The sequence below is a fragment of the Actinoplanes sp. NPDC023714 genome (assembly GCF_040639855.1).
Classification (GTDB): Bacteria; Actinomycetota; Actinomycetes; order Mycobacteriales; family Micromonosporaceae; genus Actinoplanes.
Map to the genome: position 1 here is coordinate 125,451 of NZ_JBFAAR010000004.1, position 18,968 is coordinate 144,418.

21 protein-coding genes are annotated in these 18,968 nt (G+C 69.5%); 11 read left to right on the plus strand and 10 right to left on the minus strand.

The window, feature by feature from the left end; all coding sequences use genetic code 11:
* Positions 1-81 precede the first annotated feature (81 nt).
* On the minus strand, positions 82-1,260 hold the full coding sequence (nadA, locus tag AB0G10_RS19880; protein WP_360923384.1) for a quinolinate synthase NadA: 1,179 nt from the start codon (positions 1,258-1,260) through the stop codon (positions 82-84).
* A gap of 61 nt (positions 1,261-1,321) precedes the next feature.
* Between nadA and AB0G10_RS19885 the strand changes: the two genes are divergently transcribed.
* The 4 genes from AB0G10_RS19885 (at position 1,322) to AB0G10_RS19900 (ending at position 4,529) form a co-directional block, all read left to right on the plus strand.
* The gene (locus AB0G10_RS19885; RefSeq protein WP_360923387.1) at positions 1,322-2,428 is read left to right on the plus strand and encodes a glycerate kinase; all 1,107 of its coding nucleotides are present in this window, start codon (positions 1,322-1,324) and stop codon (positions 2,426-2,428) included.
* Between the two features lie 128 nt (positions 2,429-2,556).
* Positions 2,557-2,925 carry an iron-sulfur cluster insertion protein ErpA gene (gene erpA / locus AB0G10_RS19890; protein WP_014441527.1) on the plus strand — a complete coding sequence of 123 codons (369 nt, stop codon included), beginning with the start codon at positions 2,557-2,559 and terminating at the stop codon, positions 2,923-2,925.
* A gap of 107 nt (positions 2,926-3,032) precedes the next feature.
* Positions 3,033-4,010 (plus strand): carbohydrate kinase family protein, encoded by a 978-nt coding sequence (locus AB0G10_RS19895; RefSeq protein WP_360923390.1) that lies wholly within the window; start codon positions 3,033-3,035, stop codon positions 4,008-4,010.
* A gap of 18 nt (positions 4,011-4,028) precedes the next feature.
* Positions 4,029-4,529 (plus strand): ATP-binding protein, encoded by a 501-nt coding sequence (locus AB0G10_RS19900; protein ID WP_360923393.1) that lies wholly within the window; start codon positions 4,029-4,031, stop codon positions 4,527-4,529.
* A gap of 247 nt (positions 4,530-4,776) precedes the next feature.
* Here the strand turns inward: AB0G10_RS19900 and AB0G10_RS19905 are convergent, their stop codons facing one another.
* Positions 4,777-4,986: a sulfurtransferase TusA family protein gene (locus AB0G10_RS19905; protein ID WP_360924947.1), complete on the minus strand. Its 210-nt coding sequence runs from the start codon at positions 4,984-4,986 to the stop codon at positions 4,777-4,779.
* On the minus strand, positions 4,983-6,122 hold the full coding sequence (locus AB0G10_RS19910) for an aminotransferase class V-fold PLP-dependent enzyme (protein ID WP_360923396.1): 1,140 nt from the start codon (positions 6,120-6,122) through the stop codon (positions 4,983-4,985). Before AB0G10_RS19910 ends, AB0G10_RS19905 begins: the two co-directional genes overlap by 4 nt.
* A gap of 166 nt (positions 6,123-6,288) precedes the next feature.
* On the opposite strand from AB0G10_RS19910, the gene coxB reads away from it, so the two are divergent.
* Both coxB and AB0G10_RS19920 read left to right on the plus strand, forming a co-directional pair.
* Positions 6,289-7,224 (plus strand): cytochrome c oxidase subunit II, encoded by a 936-nt coding sequence (gene coxB / locus AB0G10_RS19915; protein WP_360923399.1) that lies wholly within the window; start codon positions 6,289-6,291, stop codon positions 7,222-7,224.
* 9 nt (positions 7,225-7,233) lie between these two features.
* Complete coding sequence (locus tag AB0G10_RS19920) at positions 7,234-7,701, plus strand: cytochrome c oxidase subunit 4 (protein ID WP_360923402.1); 468 nt, start codon at positions 7,234-7,236, stop codon at positions 7,699-7,701.
* Positions 7,702-7,750: 49 nt separating this feature from the next.
* Here the strand turns inward: AB0G10_RS19920 and AB0G10_RS19925 are convergent, their stop codons facing one another.
* The 4 genes from AB0G10_RS19925 to AB0G10_RS19940 form a co-directional block, all read right to left on the minus strand.
* Positions 7,751-7,951: a hypothetical protein gene (locus tag AB0G10_RS19925; protein WP_360923405.1), complete on the minus strand. Its 201-nt coding sequence runs from the start codon at positions 7,949-7,951 to the stop codon at positions 7,751-7,753.
* Positions 7,952-8,065: 114 nt separating this feature from the next.
* Positions 8,066-9,124 (minus strand): anthranilate phosphoribosyltransferase, encoded by a 1,059-nt coding sequence (trpD, locus tag AB0G10_RS19930; RefSeq protein ID WP_360923408.1) that lies wholly within the window; start codon positions 9,122-9,124, stop codon positions 8,066-8,068.
* A 25-nt stretch (positions 9,125-9,149) separates the two neighbouring features.
* Entirely contained in the window at positions 9,150-9,566 is a 417-nt protein-coding gene (locus AB0G10_RS19935; protein WP_360923411.1) for a hypothetical protein, read from the minus strand.
* A 48-nt stretch (positions 9,567-9,614) separates the two neighbouring features.
* Positions 9,615-10,565, minus strand: coding sequence for a cytochrome c oxidase assembly protein (locus AB0G10_RS19940; protein WP_360923414.1), 951 nt, complete (start codon positions 10,563-10,565; stop codon positions 9,615-9,617).
* 109 nt (positions 10,566-10,674) lie between these two features.
* Here AB0G10_RS19940 and AB0G10_RS19945 point away from each other — a divergent pair, with 109 nt between their 5' ends.
* The 5 genes from AB0G10_RS19945 to AB0G10_RS19965 all read left to right on the plus strand — a co-directional run bounded on the left by AB0G10_RS19945 (position 10,675) and on the right by AB0G10_RS19965 (position 15,329).
* Positions 10,675-11,271, plus strand: a complete 597-nt coding sequence (locus tag AB0G10_RS19945; protein WP_111648858.1) for a heme-copper oxidase subunit III — start codon at positions 10,675-10,677, stop codon at positions 11,269-11,271.
* A gap of 51 nt (positions 11,272-11,322) precedes the next feature.
* Entirely contained in the window at positions 11,323-12,171 is an 849-nt protein-coding gene (locus AB0G10_RS19950) for a c-type cytochrome (protein ID WP_360923417.1), read from the plus strand.
* A complete protein-coding gene (locus AB0G10_RS19955; RefSeq protein WP_360923420.1) occupies positions 12,168-13,274 on the plus strand; it encodes a Rieske 2Fe-2S domain-containing protein in 1,107 nt (368 codons plus the stop codon). The genes AB0G10_RS19950 and AB0G10_RS19955 overlap by 4 nt, the downstream gene beginning before the upstream one ends.
* Positions 13,271-14,881, plus strand: coding sequence for a ubiquinol-cytochrome c reductase cytochrome b subunit (locus tag AB0G10_RS19960; RefSeq protein WP_360923423.1), 1,611 nt, complete (start codon positions 13,271-13,273; stop codon positions 14,879-14,881). Before AB0G10_RS19955 ends, AB0G10_RS19960 begins: the two co-directional genes overlap by 4 nt.
* A 160-nt stretch (positions 14,882-15,041) precedes the next feature.
* Complete coding sequence (locus tag AB0G10_RS19965; protein ID WP_360923426.1) at positions 15,042-15,329, plus strand: Lrp/AsnC ligand binding domain-containing protein; 288 nt, start codon at positions 15,042-15,044, stop codon at positions 15,327-15,329.
* A 443-nt stretch (positions 15,330-15,772) separates the two neighbouring features.
* Here AB0G10_RS19965 and AB0G10_RS19970 read toward each other — a convergent pair whose 3' ends face one another.
* Genes AB0G10_RS19970 through AB0G10_RS19980 form a run of 3 tightly spaced genes read right to left on the minus strand, consistent with a single transcriptional unit; the run spans position 15,773 to position 18,968 of the window.
* Positions 15,773-16,612, minus strand: coding sequence for a sugar phosphate nucleotidyltransferase (locus AB0G10_RS19970; RefSeq protein ID WP_360923429.1), 840 nt, complete (start codon positions 16,610-16,612; stop codon positions 15,773-15,775).
* On the minus strand, positions 16,609-17,175 hold the full coding sequence (locus AB0G10_RS19975; RefSeq protein ID WP_360923432.1) for an NUDIX domain-containing protein: 567 nt from the start codon (positions 17,173-17,175) through the stop codon (positions 16,609-16,611). The genes AB0G10_RS19970 and AB0G10_RS19975 overlap by 4 nt, the downstream gene beginning before the upstream one ends.
* 20 nt (positions 17,176-17,195) lie before the next feature.
* Positions 17,196-18,968 carry an HD domain-containing protein gene (locus AB0G10_RS19980; protein ID WP_360923435.1) on the minus strand — a complete coding sequence of 591 codons (1,773 nt, stop codon included), beginning with the start codon at positions 18,966-18,968 and terminating at the stop codon, positions 17,196-17,198.

Consider the following 18,968-nt stretch of genomic DNA (forward strand, 5'->3'; position numbering starts at 1 on the left):
CGCGAAACGCCGTCAAATGCTGTTCGCTGAGGCAGCGTTAAGAAATCCACCGGACGGGTGGATTCATTTGACTACCCAGAGTTACGGCAGGGCGAGCATCTGGTCGAGCGCCACACGGGCCTCGTGCGCGGTCTTCTCGTCCACCGTGATGACGTTCGGGACCCGGCCGGCGACGAGCTCCTCGAGCGTCCAGACGAGGTGCGGCAGGTCGATGCGGTTCATCGTCGAGCAGTAGCAGACCGCCCGGTCGAGGAACATGATCTGCTTGTCCGGGTGGGCGAGCGCGAGCCGGCGTACGAGGTTGAGCTCGGTGCCCACCGCCCACGCCGAACCGGCCGGCGCCGCCTCGAGGGCCTTGATGATGTATTCGGTCGAGCCGACGTAGTCGGCGGCCCGGACCACCTCGTGCCGGCACTCCGGGTGGACCAGCACGTTGACGCCGGGGACCCGCTCGCGCACCTCGCGGACGCTGTCCAGGGTGAACCGGCCGTGCACCGAGCAGTGCCCCCGCCACAGGATCATCCGGGCGTTCCGCAGTTGCTCGTCGGTGAGGCCGCCCTTCGGCTTGTGCGGGTCGTAGAGCACGCAGTCGTCGAGGTCGAAGCCCATCTCCAGCACGGCGGTGTTCCGGCCGAGGTGCTGGTCGGGCAGGAAGAAGACCTTCGAGCCCTGCTCGAACGACCAGTCAAGGGCCCGCTTCGCGTTGGACGAGGTGCAGACCACGCCCTTGTTGCGGCCGACGAAGCCCTTGATGTCGGCCGACGAGTTCATGTAGGTCACCGGCACGATCTGGTCGGTGATGCCGAGGTCCTGGAAGTGCTCCCAGGCGGTCTCCACCTGGCCGAGGACGGCCATGTCGGCCATCGAGCAGCCGGCCGCCAGGTCCGGAAGGATCACGCGCTGGTCCTTGCTGGTGAGGATGTCAGCACTCTCGGCCATGAAGTGCACACCGCAGAACACGATGAACTCGGCGTCCGGGCGGGCCGCGGCCTGCTGGGCGAGCTTGAACGAGTCACCGGTGACGTCGGCGAACTGGATCACCTCGTCGCGCTGGTAGTGGTGGCCGAGAACGAACACCCGGTCGCCGAGCGCCTCCTTGGCGGTGCGGGCGCGGGCCACCAGGTCGGGGTCGCTCGGGGCGGGCAGGTCTCCGGGGCAGTCCACGCCGCGCTCGCTGGCCGGATCGGTGCCCTTGCCGAGCAGCAGGAGGGCCAGCGGGGTGTTCTGAGGTTCGGTCCAGGTCGACGTCACGTTCATCATCGTTACACAGGCCCCCGTACAGAAGCTGCGCCCGGACGGGGTGTGCTGCCACACTCGCGGGGTGCGCGTACTGATCTGTCCGGACAAGTTCGCCGGCACCCTTTCCGCCCCCGCCGTCGCCGATGCTGTCGCCGAGGGCTGGTCCGTCCCCGATGACGTGCTCGTCCGCCGCCCCCTCGCCGACGGCGGCCCCGGTTTCGTCGAGGTCCTCGCCACCGCGCTTGCGGGCAGGCGCATTCCGGTGCGGACCGTCGACCCGCTCGGCCGGCCGGCCCAAGGCGAGATCCTTTTGAAAGATCAGATCGCGTACGTCGAGAGCGCACAAGCGTGCGGTCTGCATCTCCTGGCGACGGGTGAGCGCGATCCGAAGACCACCACCTCCTACGGCCTCGGCCTGCTCCTGACGGCGGCCGTGGAGGCCGGCGCCCGGGAGGTCGTGGTCGGCCTCGGCGGCTCGGCCGTGAACGACGCCGGCGCCGGCATGCTGGCCGCGCTCGGGGCCGGCCCGGTCGACGCGGCCGGCAACGCCCTGCCCTACGGCGGCAGCCCACTGATCACCGCGGCCGGCCTGGCCGGCGAGCCCCGGCTGCGGCAGGTGAGCCTGGTCGCCGCGACCGACGTCGACAATCCGCTGACCGGGCTGCACGGCGCCAGCAACGTCTTCGGGCCGCAGAAGGGTGCCTCCCGGGAGGACGTGCTGCGCCTGGACGCGGCGCTCGACCACTTCGCCGGGGTGCTGGAGAAGGCGTTCGGGCGGACCGGCCTGCGCGAGGAGCCGGGCGGCGGCGCGGCGGGCGGCCTCGGCGCCGCGCTGATCGCCCTCGGCGGCCGGGTGACCTCGGGTATCAACCTGGTCACGAATCTGATCGGCCTGGACGCCGAGCTCGACGCGGCCGATCTGGTGATCACCGGGGAGGGCTCCTTCGACCACCAGTCGCTGCGCGGCAAGGTGGTCGCCGGGATCGCGGCCGGCGCCCGGGACCGCGGGCTGCCGTGCGTGGTGCTCGCCGGGCGCAACGAGACCGGGCACCGGGAGGCCGCGGCGGCCGGGGTGACCGAGACGCATACGCTCGTCGAGCATTTCGGCTCGGTCGAGCAGGCCCTCGCCGAACCCGCTCGTGGCCTGCGTGAACTCTCCGCCGCGCTGGCCGCCCAGTGGAGCCGGTGATCCTCACCCCTCCTGGATTGGGAATCTCGGGAAGAAGGGTTAGCGTTGGCCTGTACGGCACATGCCTGAGCCATCCCGCAGCGGAAAACCCAGGCAAGACCGCGTTCTGACCTGGCAGGGAGTTACTAGTGACCACTGAAGCGCACACCGAGTCGACCGAGGCGACCGCCCCGACCGGCGTCACCCTCACCGACGTCGCCGCGGTGAAGGTCAAGGCCCTGATCGAGCAGGAAGGGCGCGACGACCTGCGCCTGCGCATCGCCGTACAGCCCGGTGGCTGCTCCGGCCTGCGCTACCAGCTCTTCTTCGACGAGCGTTCCCTCGACGGCGACGTCGTGAACGACTTCGGCGGCGTCGAGGTCGTCGTGGACCGGATGTCCGCGCCGTACCTCGCGGGCGCGACCATCGACTTCGCGGACCGCATCGACGCGCAGGGCTTCACGATCGACAACCCGAACGCGCAGAACTCCTGCGCCTGCGGCGACTCGTTCCACTAAAAAGCATCGATCGACAGGCCGTCCCGTTCACGGGGCGGCCTGTCGCGGTTCATCGGCCGGTAGTCTCAGGACGTAACGCCCCCTGTTTCCTATCCCCGAGGGCCGAAATGAAGATCGCCGTCACCGGCTCGATCGCCACCGACCACCTGATGCACTTCCCGGGCCGGTTCGCCGACCAGCTGATCGCCGACCAGCTGCACAAGGTCTCCCTGTCCTTCCTCGTCGACGACCTCGTGGTGCGTCGCGGCGGGGTCGCGCCGAACATCGCGTTCGGGATGGCCAAGCTGGGTCTGCGGCCGATCCTGGTGGGCGCGGTCGGCGCCGACTTCGCCGACTACCGGTCCTGGCTCGAGCGGCACGGCGTCGACTGCGACTCGGTGCACGTGAGCGACGTGGCGCACACCGCCCGGTTCGTCTGCACCACCGACGACGACCTCAACCAGATCGCCTCGTTCTACGCGGGCGCGATGGCCGAGGCCCGCAACATCGAGCTGGCCCCGGTGAACGAGCGGGCCGGCGGCCTCGACCTGGTCCTGGTCGGCGCGAACGACCCGGCCGCGATGATCCGCCACTCGCAGGAGTGCCGGGCCCGGGGCTACGCGTTCGTGGCCGACCCGTCGCAGCAGCTCGCCCGGATGGACGGCTCGGACGTGCTGAGCCTGATCCGCGGCGCGGAATACCTGATGACGAACGAGTACGAGCGCTCGCTCCTGGAGACCAAGGCCGGCCTCACCTCCGAGCAGGTCCTCGACGAGGTCAAGATCCGGGTCACCACGCTCGGCAAGGACGGCGTCGAGATCACCGGCCGGGGGATCGAGCGGATCCACGTGCCGGTCGTCCCGGACGTGACCGGCGAGGACCCGACCGGCGTCGGCGACGGCTTCCGGGCCGGCTTCTTCGCCGGGGTGCACTGGGGCCTGAGCCTGGAGCGCTCGGCGCAGATCGGCTCGCTGGTGGCGGCGCTGGTGCTGGAGACGGTCGGCACCCAGGAATACGACATCAAGGCCGCCGGCTTCACCGCGCGCTTCGCCGCGGCGTACGGCGAAGAGGCCGCCGCCGAGGTCGCGGCCCACCTGCCGAAGTAACGAGTCAGGAACAACCACATGGTTCTCGCGGTCTTCGCCGGCCTGCCCGGCGTCGGCAAGAGCACCCTCGCCGCGCAGGTCGCCACCGAGCTGCCGGCGGCGGTGCTCGCCGTCGACACCGTCGACTTCACGCTCCAGCGCTACGGCGTCCAGGAGCACCGGCCCGGCTACGCCGCCTACGGCGTGGTGGCCGCGCTCGCCGAGGAGCAGCTCAAGATCGGCCACAGCGTGATCATCGACGCGGTCAACCCGGTCAAGTCGGCCCGGGAGCTCTGGGTCGACCTGGCCGAGCGGATGGACGTCCCGCTGCGCGTGGTCGAGGTGGTCTGCGGCGACGACGCGGAGCACCGCCGCCGGGTCGAGGCGCGCTTTGCGTCCCGCGACCACGACGGCGTACCCGACTGGGTGCGGGTCCTGGAGCGCCAGGCCGAGTACGAGCCCTACCTCGGCCCGCGCCTGGTCGTCGACACCTACCTGGCCAAGGAGCCGGTTCCCCAGGTGATCAGCTACCTCAGGTGACCGCCCACGCCGCGTGTTGAGTTCGGGTCCGCTTCGCGCCGCAACTCCCCACGCAGGCCGGGGTCCAACTCGCGTGTTGAGTTGGGGTCCGGTTTGCGCCGGAACTCAACACGTGGGTGGGGGTCCAACCTCGCGTGTTGAGTTGGGGTTCGGTTTGCGCCGGAACTCAACACGTGGGTGGGGGGCCGGGCTTGCGTGTTGAGTTGGGGTCCGGTTTGCGCCGTAACTCAACACGCGGACTGGGGGCTCAGGTGATACGGCGGACGTCGAACTGGTGGTCGTGGGCGGCGACGAACTCCTGGCCCTTCATGCGGCACCAGGCGGGGATGTCGTTGGCCGCGGCCGGGTCGTCGGCGAGCACCCGCACGATCTCGCCGACCGGCACGCCGGGGATGGCCTTCGCCAGTTTGATCACGGGTAGCGGGCAGCGCTGGCCGAGGCAGTCGAGGGTGATCAGAACCCGGCCTCCTTCCTGATGTCCGCGACCAGGCCGGGCAGCACCGCGAGGAACCGGTCGACATCAGCGGACGTGGTGTCCCGGTGCAGCGACACCCGGACGTTGCCGTGGCTGAGCACGCCCATCGCCTCCAGCACGTGGCTGGGCCGCAGCGTCGAGGACGTGCAGGAGGAGCCCGAGGAGACCGCGAAGCCGCGCCGGTCCAGGGCGTGCAGCAGCGCCTCGCCGTCCACGTAGAGGCAGCTGAACGTCACCAGGTGGGGCAGCCGCCGGTCCGGGTCCCCGACGATCTCCACGTCCGGCACGGTCGCGGCCACGGTCGTGCGAATCCTGTCCACCAGTGCGGTCAGACGTACCCTCTCGGTCTCGGCCTCGGCCACGACGGCCCGCAGGCTCGCCGCGGCCGCAACCACCGCAGGAAGATTCAAGGCCCCCTGGGGCCTCGGGCGATAAAGATCATCTTGTGGATGCGGTGAGATCCACCGCACACCCTTGCGGACCACCAGCACTCCCACGCCGGGCGGGCCTCCCCATTTGTGCGCGCTCGCACTGAGAAGAGACCACCCCGGGGGTACGGGGGACCGGCCCACCGTCTGGGCCGCGTCCACGAACAGCGGCACGCCCGCCTCGGCGCAGCGGGCGGCGGCCTCCTCGACCGGCTGCACGGTCCCCACCTCGTGACTGGCGCTGATCAGGCTCGCCAGGGCCACGCCGGGCGCCGACACGGCCTGTCCCCAGGCGGCCAGATCCAGCCGGCCGAGACGGTCCACACCCACCTCGACGGCCTCCGGGGCGGCGAGGACCACCGAGGAGTGCTCGATCGCCGAGCGGACCAGGGTGGACCCGGCTCGCCGGCGACCCTTCAGACCACCCAGGACAGCGGCCTGGACGGCGGAAGTGCCGGAATGCCAGAAGGAGAGCTCGTCCACCCGTACGCTCAAGATCTCCGCGACCACCGCGGAGGCCGCCTCGTGCAGCTGCTGGGCCCGACGCCCGGCCGCGTAGAGCCGCGCGGGGTCGGCCCATCCGTCCGCGAGGGCCGCCAGCAGGGCCTCCCGAGCGATCGGATGGAGCGGCGCCGCGCTCGCGGCGTCCAGGTAGACCGGCTGCGCGGCCGGATCGCCTGTGTAATCCACACAGGGAACGGTATCGTCCGGTTGTCCGGGAGTTTGCTTTCCGGCCCCCGTCGGCCCCCCGGTGGCGGGCGGTCCGGTCTTGGTCGAGTAGTGTGCGACCGTCGGTGAGCCTTGCCGCCAGGTGTCCGGTTTCGGCAGGCGGCAACTGCTAAGGAGGCAGAAGCAGGTGGGCGCAAGGAGTTCGGCCACACGGCCGCGGGCAGTAGGCCGAGCGGCCGGGCTGGGTCTCGGCGGTGCGACGCTGCTGGCGCTGCTCTCGGGTTGCTCGCTGCAGGACTGGGGAGACGCGTTCGGCCACTTCGGATGGCCGAGCAACGGCATCAGCCTGCAGGCGCACGAGATGTACGACCTCTGGATCGCGTCGGTGATCGCGGCACTCGCCGTCGGCATCGGGGTGTGGGGTCTGATCTTCTGGTGTGTGATCCGGTACCGCAAGCGTGGCGACGAGCTGCCCGTGCAGACCCGGTTCAACATGCCGATGGAGATCCTCTACACGGTCACACCGGTCCTGATCGTCGCGGTGCTGTTCTACTACACCGCGATCGTGCAGACCAGCGTGGACAAGCTGTCGAAGAACCCCGACCAGGTCGTCGAGGTCGTGGCCTTCAAGTGGAACTGGCAGTTCAACTACCGCGACGGCATGGGCGCCGATGCGAACACGGTCGCCTCGACGGTCGGTTCCTCGGACGTCATCCCGATCCTGGTCCTGCCGGTGGGTCAGAAGATCCGCTTCGAGGAGACCAGCAAGGACGTCATCCACTCGTTCTGGGTGCCGGAGATGCTGTTCAAGCGGGACGTGTTCCCGGGCAGCGTGCGCAACGTCTTCGAGGTCACCCTCGACAAGGAGGGCCGGTACGTCGGCCGGTGCGCGGAGCTCTGCGGCACGTACCACGCCTTCATGAACTTCGAGCTGGTCACGGTCTCCGAGGACAAGTTCAACACGTTCCTGGAGTCGAAGAAGGGCGGCGCCTCGACGCAGGAGGCGATGGCCGCGATCGGCTTCACCGGTGCGGAGTCGTACGCGACCACCACGTCGCCGTTCAACACCCGGCGGCAGACGCACAGCTGGAACCAGTCCGATTCCGTCGCGGCGGGGAAGTAGGGGTCCGGCATGCGTACCGAATACAAGATCTTCGCCGGCGTCGCGGTCTTCCTCTTCGGAGCGGCCACGGTCTACGGCTTCTACACGCACGCGACGGCCACTGACGGCGCGGTCAGCAGCGGCTCGGCGTACGCCGGCGGCGTCGAGTGGGTCGGCGTCGTCGCGCTGATCCTCTCCGGGCTGCTCTGCCTGATGTGCGCGGGCTTCTTCTGGTTCGTCGCCCGCCGCATCGATCTGCGTCCGGAGGACCGGGAGGACGGCGAGATCGCCGAGGGCGCCGGCGAGGTCGGCTTCTTCAGCCCGGGCAGCTACTGGCCGTTCGGCATCGCGCTCTCCGCGTCGATCGCCGGCCTCGGCCTGGTCTTCTGGATGTGGTGGCTGCTGGCCTTCGGCTTGATCTGCGTGATCTTCACGGCCTGCGGCATGCTGTTCGAGTACTACTCGGGCACGCGGCACCCGGAGTCGTCGCACCACTGAGCTGACGCTGAAAGGCCCGCTCCCCTCAGGGGGAGCGGGCCTTTTCGCTTTACGCCGCCCGGCGTTGCTCGGGTGCGATCTTGTGGCTCTTCGAGGACCAGAGGTGGACGACGATCGGGGCGACCACCTCGGCCGCGCCGCAGCGGGTGCAGACCAGCTCGGGACAGTCCTCGTGCCCGTCGTCGCAGGGCGGCACCTCGAAGAGCATGTCGCCGTCGCAGATGACGCAGCGGAGTTCACGTTCGCGCACGGGAGTCTCCTTCCGCCTTTGCCTTGGAGCTGTATTACCCGAATGTCATTCAGACGATGTCATGCATTTCGGACATTTCCGATTGTTGCGCCTCGGCGTGTTGCGGATTTTCATTTATTCGGCGGCCTTGGCCGCCTGCGCCGCGGCCACCCAGCGGTCCAGCTGGGCCGTCACGGCGCCGGAGTCGATCGTGTCCTGGGCCCGGGCTATTCCGGCCCGCAGCGTGTCCCTGAAGTCGCCGGGGAAGCCGCTCTGCGCCGCGAGCGCGGCCGCCGCGTTGAGCACGACGGCGTCCCGGACCGCGCCGGTCTCGCCGGCGAACGTCCGGCGGGCCACGTCGGCGTTGAACGCCGCGTCGCCACCGCGCAGGGCGTCCGGCGCGCTGCGCGGCAGGCCCAGCTCGGTCGCGTCCACGAGGAGCTCCTCCACCTCGCCGTTCTTCGCCACCCAGACCCGGGTCGGCGCGGCCGTGGTGAACTCGTCCAGGCCGTCCTCGCCGCGCATCACCAGCGCCGAGTCGCCGCGCCGGGCGAAGACCTCGGCCATCACCGGCGCCATCCGCGGGTCGAAGCAGCCGACCGCGGCCGCCGTCGGGCGAGCCGGGTTGGTGAGCGGGCCGAGCACGTTGAAGAAGGTCGGGACGCCCAGCTCACGCCGGGTCACCGCGGCGTGCCGCATGCCCGGGTGGTAGCGGGCCGCGAAGCAGAACCCGATGCCGGCCTCGGAGACGGTCCGGGCCACCCCGGCCGGGCCGAGGTCGAGCGGGAGGCCGAAGTGCTCCAGCAGGTCGGCCGTGCCGGTCGTGGAGGACGCCGACCGGTTGCCGTGCTTCACCACGGTCACCCCGGCCGCCGCCGTCACGATCGCCGCCATCGTCGAGATGTTGACGGTGTTGGCCCGGTCGCCGCCGGTGCCGACCACGTCCACGGCGCTGTTGCGCACCTTCTCCGGCAGCTCCACCAGCGTGGCGCTGGCCAGCATGGCCTCGACCAGGCCGGCCAGCTCGGCGGGCGTCTCGCCCTTGGCGCGCAGTGCGATCGCGAACCCGGCCACCTGCACCGGGGTCGCGTTGCCCGCCATGATCTCGCCCATGGCCCAGGCGGTGTCCGCGGTGGCGAGCTCCTCGCCGCGCAGCAGAGCACTCGTCAGGTTGGGCCAGGTACGTGCGGCCATGGCGGGGCCCTTTCGGTTAGGGGGTTTACTGAGCCTGGGTGCCGAGCGGGATCGCCCCGGCGCGGCGGGCGCGGAGCAGGCCGGCCACGGTCTGCCCGGTGGTCACCGGGTCGAGCGGGGCCAGCAGGGTCGCGTCGACCTGCGCGTACGCCGCCAGCCACCGGTCGGCGGCCCGGGCGATCACGACGCAGGTGGGCGGGGGAGTGAGGTATTCGTCCTTGGCCTGCCGGGCGATGCCGATGCCGCCGGCCGGAGTCGCCTCGCCGTCGAGCACCATGAGATCGATCTCGTAGTCGTCGAGCAGCCGGCGGCACTCCTCCCAGGAGGAGGCGTCCGCGAACTCGACTTTCAGGTCGGCGGCGGGCCGCGTGCCGATGGCGAGCCGGATCCGGTCTCGCACGGCGGCGTCGTCGCTGTAGAGCAGAACGGTGTACTCGCTCATCTTGTGCCCCACCTCACGTCTCAGGTCCCGCAGATCGTACCGAATCTGTTATCGAGTGTCCGGGTCCGGTCGCTGCGCGGTCCGCTCGGCCGCGGCCAGGGCCTCCTCGCGGTCCAGCGCCCGGTCGATCCGCTTGGCCTCGCGCTCCGACTGCCGGACCCACTGGACCACCAGGATGCCGAGCATCGTGACGCTGACGATCTCGCCGCCGGCCCAGAGGATGCCGCCGGCGGTGACCTGGTCGGCGTACGGATCCATCCAGGTCAGGCCCAGGTTGGGGTACCAGTCGCCGCCCAGCAGCTCCTTGCTCTGCATGATCGTCAGACCGAGCACCGTGTGGAACGGCACGGACAGCACCATGAGCAGCGCGCGGGCCGGGTAGGGCCAGCGGTTCGGCAGCGGGTCGAGGCCGAGCAGCGGCCAGAAGAAGAGGCAGCCGGTCACGATGAAGTGCAGGTGCACGAACTCGTGGACCCAGACGTGCTCGAGGGTCAGCCGGTACGCGCCGGTGAAGTAGAGGACGAACGGGTTCGCGATGAAGAGTCCGAACGCGACCAGGGGGAACGTCAGCACCCGGACGTACCGGCTGTGCAGGATCGCCAGCACCGTCTTTCGGGGCTTCCCGTGCAGGACCCGCAGGGCCAGCGTGGTCGGCGCGCCCAGGGCCAGGAAGATCGGCCCGACCATGGAGAGCACCATGTGCTGGACCATGTGCACCGAGATCAAGGTCGTGTCGTACGCCTCGATGCCGGTCACCGACACCGCCGCGATGGACCCGAGTCCACCGGCGACGAAGGCCGCGGTCCGCCCGGCCGGCCAGTGGTCACCACGCTGACGCAGGCGCCACACGGCATAGCAGTACAGCGCCGCCGAGACCACCAACCCCAGAGCGATCAGGCTGATCGGGTTGAACTGGGTGAAGATGGCCGCCGGGCTGAAAGGCGGGAGTCCAGTATCCCCGCCGGAGGCCGCGAGTGGGGCTATTTCGTCGAGACGCACCCCTCGAAGCTAGACCTACCCGCTGGTCACAGAATATTCCGGGCTGTACACAGTGCCGGTTTGGGGACCCCGGGGGACCTTGGACCTTGTTCGGATGAATAATGAGGCCGTGACAGCGGCAGCCATCGACAAGAGCCGGATCCACTCGCTGACCCGACCGAACATGGTCAGCGTCGGGACCATCGTGTGGCTCTCCAGCGAGCTCATGTTCTTCGCGGCGTTGTTCGCGATGTACTTCTCCATCCGCGCTGCGGACTACAGCATGTGGGAGAAGCACACCGAGGCGCTCAACATCCCATACGCCACCACGTTCACGGTGATCCTGGTTCTCTCCTCGGTCACCTGCCAGCTGGGGGTCTTCGCGGCGGAGAAGGGTGACGTGTTCGCGCTGCGGCGCTGGTTCACCATCACCTTCGTGATGGGCTTGATCTTCGTCCTCGGGCAGGCGAACGAGTACCGCCACCTGGTCCACGACGGGGTCACGCTCAACGGTGACGGGTACGGCTCGATGTTCTACCTGACCACCGGGTTCCACGGTCTGCACGTGACCGGTGGCCTGATCGCGTTCATCATCTACATGATCCGTACGACGATGGGCCGGTTCACTCCGGCGCAGGCGACGTCGGCAATCGTCGTCTCGTACTACTGGCACTTCGTGGACATCGTGTGGATCGCGCTGTTCGCCATGATCTATTGGCTGCAGTGAGACCCAGCGCCGACGGCGAGGATCTCAACAAAACCCAGAGGGACATAGCAGATGACTTCTGACACCCCCGCCCGCAGGCGTGCCCGGGTGTTCTCCCGGAGGCGCAGTGCGCCGAGCCGGGCACGCCGGCGGCTCGGTGCAGCGGTTCGCATGATCGCGGCCCTGGCACTCGCCGGAGGCGTGTACACCGCCTTCACCCCCGGCGCGTTCGCCGAGGACAACGTCCAGCTCTCCGCTGCCGCTCAGGAGGGCAAGGCTCTCTTCGACAACTCCTGCATCTCCTGCCACGGGCGGGACGGCCAGGGTGTCGAGGACCGCGGCCCGAGCCTGATCGGCGTCGGTTCCGCTTCCGTCGAGTTCCAGGTCAGCACCGGCCGCATGCCGATGACGCGCCAGGAAGCCCAGGCGGAGCAGAAGAAGCCGCAGTTCGACGAGGACCAGACCAAGCAGATCGCGCAGTACATCCAGGAGCTGGGTGGCGGTCCGGAGATCCCCGAGGGTCCGCTGGTGGACAACCTCGAGACCAACCCGGAGTCGCTGGCCCGCGGCGGTGAGCTGTTCCGGATCAACTGCACCTCCTGCCACGGCTTCGGCGGTGGCGGTGGCGCCCTGTCGTCCGGCAAGTTCGCCCCGAGCCTGCACGACGCGACGGCCGAGCAGATCTACGCGGCCATGCTGACCGGTCCGCAGAACATGCCGGTCTTCGGCGACAATCAGCTCACGCCGGACGAGAAGCGCTCCATCATCACCTACATCACGCAGCAGCTCCAGCAGGACAAGGACCCGGGCGGCCTGTTCAACCTCGGTCGCTACGGCCCGTCGACGGAAGGCGTGGCGATCTTCCTGGTCGGCATCGTCCTCCTGGTCTTCACGTCGCTCTGGATTGCGGGGAAGTCATGACGACTGTGCATCACGCGGGCGACGCCGGCACCCCGCCGGTCGACGTGAACGACCCGCACCTGTCGCGATTCGACATCGTGAAGGAGGGGCTCCGCCGCGACGACATCGAGATCGTCACGTACGAGTCCCAGTTCCACGGGCAGAACTCCAAGGCGGAGAAGCGGGTCGTCCGCAACATCGCCCTGCTGTTCGCGATCTCCGGGATCCTGACCCTGGCGTTCGTGGTCTTCTACATCGTCTGGCCGTGGGAGTTCGAGCTCGGCCACACGATGAGCGACTACTACACGCCGATCCTCGGCATCAGCCTCGGCCTCGGCCTGCTGGCGCTCGGCTTCGGCATCCTGGCCTGGGCCAAGAAGCTGCTGCCGCACGAGCTCTCGATCCAGCAGCGGCACAGCCACCCGTCCCCGGACGACGAGCGGCTGATCACCGGTCAGACCGCGCTGTTCGTCGCCGACGAGCTCGGGGTGCAGCGCCGCCCGCTGCTCAAGGGCGCGATCGCCCTCGGCCTCGCCCCGGTCGGCCTCGCGGTCGCCGCGCCACTGGTCGGCGGCCTCATCGAGGACCCGCACAAGGGCGACCTGCCGATGATGTACACGACCGGCTTCAACCCCGGCAACAACGGCGGCGAGCTGGTGCGCCTCACCCGTGAGGACGGCAGCCCGATCCGCCCGGAGGACGTCAGCACCGGCGGCCAGATGACCGTCTACCCGGGCATCCCGGGTGGCGCGACCAACCACTGGGCCGACTCGCCGACGCTGCTCATCCACCTCCGCGCCGACGACGCCGAGGTGACCCGCGCGAACGCCGACGCCGACAGCAACGGCCGCAACGTCGGCTCCATGTGGGGCAACTTCGTGGCGTACTCCAAGATCTGCACGCACGCCGGCTGCCCGGCGAGCCTCTACGAGCAGCAGACGAACCGTCTGCTGTGCCCGTGCCACCAGTCGCAGTTCCTCATCACCGACAACGCGCAGCCGGTCTTCGGGCCCGCGACTCGGCGTCTGCCGATGCTGCCGCTTACAGTGGACGAGGAAGGTTTCTTCGTGGCAGCGTCCGACTTCAAGGACACCGTCGGACCTGACTTCTGGGAGCGGCCGTGAAGCGCCGAAAGATGGACCTCGCCGAGGCTCCGGTCACCTTCGCCAAGGGCGTCGACGACCGGTTCCAGGCGGCGACCCCGCTGCGCGCCCTGCTGAACAAGGTCTTCCCCGACCACTGGTCGTTCCTGCTCGGCGAGATCGCGCTCTTCTCGTTCATCGTGCTGCTGCTGAGCGGCACGTTCCTGACGCTCTTCTTCGACCCGTCGATGAAGGAGATCGCGTACGAAGGGTCCTACCTGGGCCTGCGCGGCACCGAGATGTCGGCCGCCTACGCGTCGTCGCTGCACCTGTCGTTCGAGGTGCGCGGTGGTCTCTTCATGCGCCAAATGCACCACTGGGCGGCGCTGCTCTTCATGGCGTCGATCATCGTGCACATGGCCCGCGTGTTCTTCACGGGCGCTTACCGCAAGCCCCGTGAGATCAACTGGGTCATCGGCGTCCTGCTGTTCCTGCTCGGGTTCTTCGCCGGCTTCACCGGCTACTCGCTCCCGGACGACGGCCTCTCCGGCACCGGTCTCCGCATCGCCTCGGCGATCATGCTGACCCTCCCGGTCATCGGCACCTGGCTCTCCGCCGCCATCTTCGGCGGCGAGTTCCCGGGCGAGCTGATCATCGGCCGGTTCTACATCGCCCACGTGCTGATCATCCCGGGCATCCTGCTCGGCCTGATCGCCGCTCACCTGGGCATCGTCTTCAAGCAGAAGCACACGCAGTGGCCGGGCCCGATGCGGACCAACGACAACGTGGTCGGCGAGCGGATGTTCCCGCGCTACGCGATGAAGCAGGGCGGCTTCTTCATGGCCGTCTTCGGCGTCATCGCGCTGATGGCCGGCCTCTTCCAGATCAACCCGATCTGGCTGTTCGGCCCCTACCGGGCGTCCGAGGTCTCCTCGGCCTCGCAGCCCGACTTCTACGTCATGTTCATGGACGGCCTGGTCCGTCTCATGCCGAACTGGCAGATCTACATCCCGATCGGGAACGGCTACAGCATCCCGCCGATGTTCTGGCCCGCGGTGGTCGGTCTCGGCGCGCTGTTCACCCTCCCGATGGCGTGGCCGTGGCTGGAAGCGCGCAAGACCAAGGACAAGCGCACCCACCACCTGCTCGAGCGTCCCCGGGACAACCCGGAGCGCGTCGGCATCGGCATGATGGCGCTGACGTTCTTCCTGATCGCCACCATCTCCGGCGGCAACGACGTCATCGCCGACAAGTTCCACATCAGCCTGAACGCGATGACCTGGGGCGGCCGCATCGGCCTGGTGCTGCTGCCGCCGCTCGCCTACTACATCGCGGTCCGGATCTGCCTGGGCCTCCAGCAGCACGACCGCCAGGTCCTGGCGCACGGCGTGGAGACCGGCATCATCAAGCGCCTGCCGAACGGCCAGTTCGTCGAGGTGCACCAGCCGCTCGGCCCGGTCGACGAGCACGGCCACCCGGTCCCGCTCGAGTACGCCGGCTGGGTCGTACCGAAGAAGATGAACCGCCTCGGTGCCCTGGCGCCCGCGGTGAAGGGCTTCTTCTACCCGGTCGAGAAGCCCGCCGAGACCCCGGTGTCTCCGGCAGTGGGCGGCCCGGTCAAGAAGGAAGAGATCAAGTCCGGCCGCTAGGTCGCACGATCACTGTGAGAAGCCCGTCGCTGGTTGCGGCGGGCTTTTCGCTTGCGCTTCCTTCTCGGGTACGAGGGTCTCGGGTACGAGGGGAAGCACCGCCCGCCGCCGTGGATAGCATGGCGGCACTGGTTTTCGCTCAACGTTGAGGAGCCCGCAGGTGAACACCGCGATCGTCCACATCGACTGCGCCACCGACTCGATCCCCGAGGTGGCCGAGGCCCTCGCCGCGCTCGAGGGGGTCAGCGAGGTCTACTCGGTGGCCGGCGGCGCGGACCTCATCGCCATCGTCCGCGTGCCCCGCTTCGACGACATCGCCGAAGTCATCGCCGGCAAGATCTCGAAGACCACCGGCGTAGTCAACACCGAAACCTACGTGGCCTTCCGAGCCTATTCCAAGCACGACCTAGAAGACGCTTTCGCCATCGGCCTCCCCGACGCCGACTGACCCCCACCCCGCGCACCCACGCAGCTCACGCGGCTCGCGCTCCCAGATTCCCGCGCCCCCTCCCGCCGATCTTGATGATCCGTGCGGGGGCGGGGCTGCGCTATTTCACAAGATCGCGGTGGAGTGGGGTGTGGGTGGGCGCTCCGGTGCCCTCCTGTCGCCGATCTTGATGATCCGTGCAGGGGCGGGGCTGTCCCGTCTCACAAGATCGCGAGGGGGCGGGGTGGGGGTGTGCGCTCCCCTGCCTCCCGTCGCCGATCTTGGTGATCTGTGCGGGAGCGGGGCTGTGCTGTTTCACAAGATCGCGGGGGAGCGGGGCGGGGTCGGCCTTCCTGTGCCCTCTCCCGCCGATCTTGATGATCTGTGCAGGGGCGGGACTGCCCTGTTTCACAAGATCGCGGAAAGTGGGGCGGGGGAGGGCGGGGAGGCCGGGCTGCGGAGGGTTAGAGGGCGGGGACTGTCAGGCCGTTGTGGGCTCTGATCACGCCGGTGAGGGATTCGTGGGCGGCTACGGTGGCGCCCGGCCAGATCACGCAGTCGGTGACCGTGCCGTGGATCTGGGCGCCCGCACCGACGACCGAGCTGGTGGCTGTGCCGGTCACCGTGGCGGACTCGGCGATCAGGGCGGTGCCGGCGGCCGCGTGCAGGTTGGCGGCCAGGTAGTCGGCCGGGGTGCCGGTGTCCAGGTAGAACCCTTCGTAGTCGATGAGCTCGAGTTCGCCGGCCGCCTCGGCGGGGCGCCACACGGTGCGCACGAGGTTGCTGTCCACGTCGGCCAGTGGTGCGATCCAGCGCCACGGCAGCAGGGAGAAACCGGCGAAGCGGCGGCCGCTGAAGCCGCCTTTCTCGCCGTCGCGGCAGGGCAGGGTCAGCATTCGTACGGTCTCGCCGGACCAGCCCTCCAGCAGCGCGGCGATGTCCTTGCCCGGGTCCCGGAACGGGTCGACCAGGTAGGCGTCGGCGTTGCCGACGAGCGCGCCCCGGCCGGCGATCCAGTCCTTCATCCGGGCCACGCCGCCGGAGGTGCCGAGCGGGCCGTCCGGCTCCACCGAGAGGTGGGTGCGGTCGCCGACGTGGGCGACCACCTGCTCGGCGAGGTACGCCGCGTTCACCGCGACCCGATCGGGACCGGTCAGGCCGGCCCCGGCGAGCCGGCGCAGGGCGTGGTCGAGCAGGGGCAGGTTGCCGACCGGGCAGAGGGCTTTCGGGATGAGCTCGGTGAGCGGGCGCAGGCGCTGGCCCTCACCGGCGGCCAGGACGACACCGCAGACGTCGACGCTCACCGGGCACCTTCCCTGGGGGGACCGTACGAATCCGAGGCCGGCACCGACGGCGGCAGCTCGCCGGCGCGCGGGCCGATGCCGTAGATGCCCAGCAGACGTTCGGTCGGCCAGGTCAGCTTCGGGAGGTCGTCGACCGGGAACCAGCGTGCTTCGAGGACTTCGCCGCCGTCCACGACGAGCGGGGTGCTCGACGCCGGGACCGCGCCGAAGAAGACGGTGTCGACCACGCCGCCGTTCGGGTGGATGACGGCGTTCGGGTTGCCCGGGGCCAGGTCGCCGGGCTTCACCCGTACGCCCGCTTCTTCGAAAAGCTCGCGCGCCGCACCTGCCGCAGGCAGCTCGCGGCGCTTGAGCAGACCGGCCGGAAGGCCCCACCCGCGGCCCGGCGGCTGCCGCAGCAGCAGGAGGCGGCCCGGCGCCTCCGCCTCCGCGTCGCGGATGATCGTGACGGCGCCGACCAGGTATTTCGGGGAGAGCGCCCGGGCGAGCTGCCGGCGGACCGGCAACGGCAGCCCGTAGAACACCTGATAGGCGAGGCCGCGCAGTTGCCGAGGAGTTTTCACGCCGGTAAGGCTAACGGGGACTAATCCGGATGGTCCACGAGGGCGATCAGCTGTTCGACCACGGCGTCCGGTTCGAGGCTGCGCTCGCAGACCGCCACGAGGAGGGTTTCCAGGTCGGGGTAGCCGAGTTCCTCGGCGAGGCGGCGCAGCGGCACCTCGCTGGCGAGGCCGCGGTCGTGCTTGCGGAGGGTGAGCCCGATGGTGGCGCGGCCGAGGCGGACCTTGTCGGCGATGCTGATGCCCGGCTCGTTCTTCTCGTCGAAGTACCGGTTGATCTGCATCTGGGCCTGGCTGGACTTGACGAAGCCGAGCCACTCCCGGCGGGGGCCGCGGGGCGCGTTGGACTCGGTCTCGACCTGCGCGTCGGTGTCGGAGAAGATCTCGACGACGTCACCGTCGCGGAGGGGGGAGCTGAGGGGGGCGAGGCGTCCGTTGATGGTCGCGGCCAGACACTGGTCGCCCTTCATCGGACTCAACTCGTAGGCCACGTCGACCGGGGTGGAGCCGCTGGGCAGCTCGTGCGCCTCGCCGTGGGCGAAGACCGTGATCTGACCCTCGGCGAGATCACATCGGAGCGAGTCGAGGAACTGGGCCGCGTCGGTGGTGTCCTGCTGCCAGTCGAGTACGCGTTTGAGCCAGGTGAGCTGGTCGGCGCCGGGTGGCTCGTCGGCCACCTTGGGATATCGGTAGCTGGTGGCGACGCCGTACTCCGAGTAGCGGTGCATCGTCTCGGTGCGGATCAGCACCTCGACGAGCTTGCCCTCGGGGCCCACCACGGTGGTGTGCAGCGACCGGTAGAGGTTGTTCTTCGGCGAGGCGATGAAGTCCTTGAACCGGCCGGCCACCGGGCGCCACCGGCCGTGGATCGCGCCGAGGGCGGCGTAACAGTCGGTGTCGGGACCGTCCACCACGACCGCGATGCGGGGCAGGTCGAGCGGGACGCTGTGGCCGCCGGCCACGGTGTCCTTCCAGATCGAGTAGTAGTGCCGGGGGCGCGGGGTCACCACGGCGTCCACCCGGGAGCGGCGCAGCGCGGTGCGCGCCTTCGCGGAGACGTCGGCGAGGTATTCGTCCCAGCCGGGACGGTTCTTCACGTGCTCGTCGATCCGCGCGTAGGAGTCCGGCTCGAGGTGGAAGAGCACCACGTCGTCGAGGTCGCGCTTGAGGGCCTGGATGCCGAGCCGGTCGCAGAGCGGGACGAGCACGTCGAGCGTGGCCGTGGCGATGCGGGCCCGGGAGGCGGGGGAGCGGGCGTCGAGGGTGCGCATGTTGTGCAGCCGGTCGGCCAGCTTGATGACGAGGACCCGGACGTCCTTGCCGGCCGCGACGATCATCTTGCGGATCGTCTCGCCCTCGGCGGCCTTGCCGTAGTAGGCCTTGTCGAACTTGGTCACCCCGTCGACCAGGTGGGTCACCTCGGGGCCGAAGTCGCCGTGCAGCGCCTCGAGCGTGTAGCTGGTGTCCTCGACCGTGTCGTGCAGCAGCGCCGCGACGATCGTCGTGGTGTCCATGCCGAGCTCGGCGCAGATCTGCGCGACGGCGAGCGGATGGGTGATGTAGGGATCGCCGGATTTCCGGAACTGCCCGCGGTGCATGCTCTCGGCGATCGCGTAGCTGCGGCGGACCACCGCCACGTCGGCCGAGGGGTGGATGCTGCGGTGGGTCCGGGTGAGCGTGGCGACCGGATCGTCGTCGTTGCTCTGGAAGCTGAAGATCGAGCGCAACCGCCGGGTGAAGGGCGTGGTCGGCAAGGCACGCCCCAGAGCGGCGCCGTGGCCGGCGTCGACGTCCAC